The organism is Nostoc cf. edaphicum LEGE 07299, assembly GCF_015207245.1.
GTDB lineage: Bacteria > Cyanobacteriota > Cyanobacteriia > Cyanobacteriales > Nostocaceae > Nostoc > Nostoc edaphicum_B.
Genome location: NZ_JADEXF010000653.1, coordinates 1 through 3,547, shown reverse-complemented (window position 1 = coordinate 3,547; position 3,547 = coordinate 1). Strand labels below are relative to the sequence as shown.

At 43.1% G+C, this 3,547-nt stretch carries 1 protein-coding gene; it reads left to right on the top strand.

From position 1 onward, the window contains the following. Window positions 1-629 precede the first annotated feature (629 nt). Window positions 630-3,428 carry a M16 family metallopeptidase gene (locus IQ229_RS18395; protein WP_228013554.1) on the top strand — a complete coding sequence of 933 codons (2,799 nt, stop codon included), beginning with the start codon at window positions 630-632 and terminating at the stop codon, window positions 3,426-3,428. Window positions 3,429-3,547 lie beyond the last annotated feature (119 nt).

The window sequence follows — 3,547 nt, the reverse complement described above, 5'->3', positions numbered from 1 at the left end:
GTGTTTATCAGTATGCGTACAATAATTATCATGCAATTATGCAACGCCAAAAAATTTTTTTAACTCTCTACTTTCTACTCATTGCGAGTTATTACAGCAGATTGCAGGTAAATGAGGTACAAATTTTCGCTAAAAAGCCATGCATATAAAGACTTTCCAGCCTGTTATGTTAACTAATGTAGGTGCAGGTTGACCCGTATTTTGACCACTAGTGCTGTGATTGAGTCGGTCAATGACCATCTCAAAAATATATGTCAAATCGAACACTTTCGTACCCAATCGGATGACAATAGGTAGCAAACCAATTTTAAAAGTAGATATTGCCACAATCGTGTAAAATGAGACACATTGCAATAATTTCTAATATTCTGCAAAAATTTTATCGACGAACCTGATAACCCTTGGGTAGTTTTAACAAATGTACCCAGATATGCTGTGGGTAAAAAAGTAGTGCAGCAATAAGTTTACATATCATCTCCTGCCGCATTTATTTTGAGGGGATTTGATTTCATTTTTGTCTTATTCCCTCCATAACTAGCAACTTGAGTTAGATTTAAATTTTGAAATACCTTTTAGGGTTTTATTTTAAAATTGGAAATTTTGTATTGCTTATGAAACAGCGATCATACATGCTTCTAGGATTTTTTCTCAGCCTTCTTTTAACTATTGTGCCTTTGTCAGGCAATTTCACTAATGCTGCAACACCAGCAGCAGTCACACCTGTCTCTGCTCTCTCATTCACCCAAGGGGTGCAGAAAACAGTATTGGACAACGGCTTAACGGTGCTAACGAAGGAAGTCCATACTGCTCCAGTAGTGAGCGTACAAGTTTGGTATAAAGTTGGTTCACGTAACGAGGTTAAGGGAGAGAGTGGCATTTCTCACCAGCTAGAACATTTAATGTTCAAGGGTACAACTGCCCGTCCAGTGCAGTTTGGAAGGTTATTTAGTGCCTTGGGTAGCCAATTCAATGCTTTTACTAGTTATGACGAAACAGCTTACTTTGGCACAGTGCAACAAGACAAACTCGAAGCACTGCTGACACTGGAAGCCGATCGCATGGAAAACTCCTTAATTGGGCCTGAACAACTCACCAGTGAAAAGCGGGTAGTGATCTCCGAGTTACAGGGATACGAAAATTCACCAGGCTATCGTCTGAGTCGGGAAGTGATGCGAGCTGCTTTCCCGAATCGCGCCTATGGCTTATCGGTGGGAGGCACAAAAGCAGATGTAGAGAAATTCACTGTCGAGCAGGTGCGGAATTATTACCAAACTTACTACAGCCCAGAAAATGCCACGTTGGTAATTACCGGGGATTTTGCCACAAAACCTGCACTCAAAGTTGTGAAAGAAACTTTTGGTAAGTTACCGCAACGAGCAAAAAAGAATACCGTAGTCAATAATGCCAGGAGAGCAATTGATAGTTTCTCGGTATCTTCTTCCATTGCTGACGCTTCACCGTCTACCCTTGTTGCGAAAAAAGCACCGATTGTCCTCAAGCAACCTGGAAGTGCAGCACTATTGCAAGCGGTATATCCTCTGCCAGATATCAAACATCCTGATGTTCCAGCAATTGATTTGATGGATGCCATTCTTACAGGTGGACGTAGTTCTAGGCTTTATCAGGCTTTAGTGGAATCTGGACTTGCAAGTTCAGTAAGCGGTGGTGCTGCCGAACTCATCGAACCGGGTTGGTATGAAATTAATGCTACGGCCGCTCCCGGTCAAGAGTTGGGTAAAATTGCCCAGGTACTCCAGGAATCTTTAACAAAATTGCAACAGCAGCCTGTCACCTCAGAAGAGTTGAAGCGGGCGAAGACGCAACTGCAAGCCTCGTATATTTTGGGGAACCAAGATATCACTAGTCAGGCTAATCAACTGGGATATAACCAAACGATCGCAGGGGATTATCATTTTATTGAAAAGTATCTGACTGCGATCGCGAAAGTGACTCCTGCTCAAGTCCAGAAAGCAGCAAAAACTTACCTCAATCCCGTTCAACAAACTATCGGTTTCTTTGAACCGACTCAACCAGATGGTAAACCAGGGACTTCTAGCGCTGGTTCTGGACGCACAGTGGAAAATTTCAGCCCTGGTAAGCCTGTAGATCCAGCAGAACTGGCGAAATATTTGCCACCTGCTACATCAGCAACAGATTCAGCTAAACAATCACTACCAGAAGAGTTTACCTTAAAGAATGGTTTGAAGGTTCTGCTGTTAAGCGATCGCAATCTTCCCACTATTAACCTGAGTGGACAAATTGACGCTGGTACTGAATTTGATGGCAATCAAAAAGCTGGATTAGCGAATCTAACTGCAAGCAACTTAATGAATGGGACACAGACTAAAAATGCTCTGACCCTAGCAAAAACCTTAGAAGACCTGGGAGCCGGTTTGAGCTTCAGTGCTAGCCGTGAAGGAGTTAACGTCAGCGGTGAGGGACTTTCAGCAAATCTGCCAATATTGATTCAAACTTTGGCAGATGTGTTAGAAAACGCCACTTTCCCAGCCGATCAGTTGGAACTAAGTCGCCAAAGGGCACTGACAAGTCTGAAAGTCCAGCTAGATGACCCTAGAGGTTTGGGAAGGCAAGTATTCCAGCAGGCAATTTACCCTGAAAATCATCCATTCCACAGCTTTCCCACAGCCGAGAGTTTAAAGACTATTACTCGTGATGATTTGCTTGGTTTCTACCAGACACACTACCGACCGGATACCACGACGATCGCAATAGTTGGAGACTTCGATCCAGTTAAGGTAAAAGCTTTGCTAAATCAGGTGTTTGGTAAATGGCAAGCCACAGGTAAGCCACCTGTTCTCAAAATACCAACCGTACCATTACCGCAAACTTTGACACAACTAAATAAAGTAATTCCCGGTAAAGCTGAGGCTGTCACATACATCGGCTACAACGGCATCTCTCGCAAAGACCCACGTTATTATGCGGCGCTAGTGCTAAATCAAATTTTGGGTGGTGATACCTTAGCCAGCCGCCTGGGTACAGAAGTACGCGATCGCCAAGGTTTAACCTACGGTATATATAGTGGTTTTGCCGCCGGGATCAATCCTGGGCCGTTCTTGATTCAAATGCAAACTGCTCCTCTTGATGCCCAAAAAGCGATCGCCAGTACTCTTGCTTTACTAAAACAGTTACGCGAGCAAGGAGTAACTGAGGCTGAATTCAACACAGCAAAACGTTCAATTACCAATAGCTACCCCGTGGATTTAGCTAATCCCAGTAGTGTATCAAGTATCATTTTGGATAATGCTGTCTTTGGGCTTTCACAGTCAGAAATCCGAGAGTTTCCCCAGCGGATTCAAGCAGTCACTATAGCTGATATGCAACAGGCAATTGAAGATTTAATTAAGCCAGAAAATCTGGTGATTGTCACCGCCGGGCCTGAAAATACTGTAACCAAAGGCAGCTAATTATTTCAGATAAATAGAACTAGCCCTTTCAAGGTGACTCGAAAAATCTCTTTTTTTTCTCTGTGTTCTCTGTGACTCTGCGGTTTAAAAGTAATTTATCTAACCACAGAGACGCAGAG

Excerpts from the sequence above, each read along its gene's own strand:
- IQ229_RS18395 (WP_228013554.1), top strand. The coding sequence starts at position 630 with ATGCTTCTAGGATTTTTTCTCAGCCTTCTTTTAACTATTGTGCCTTTG.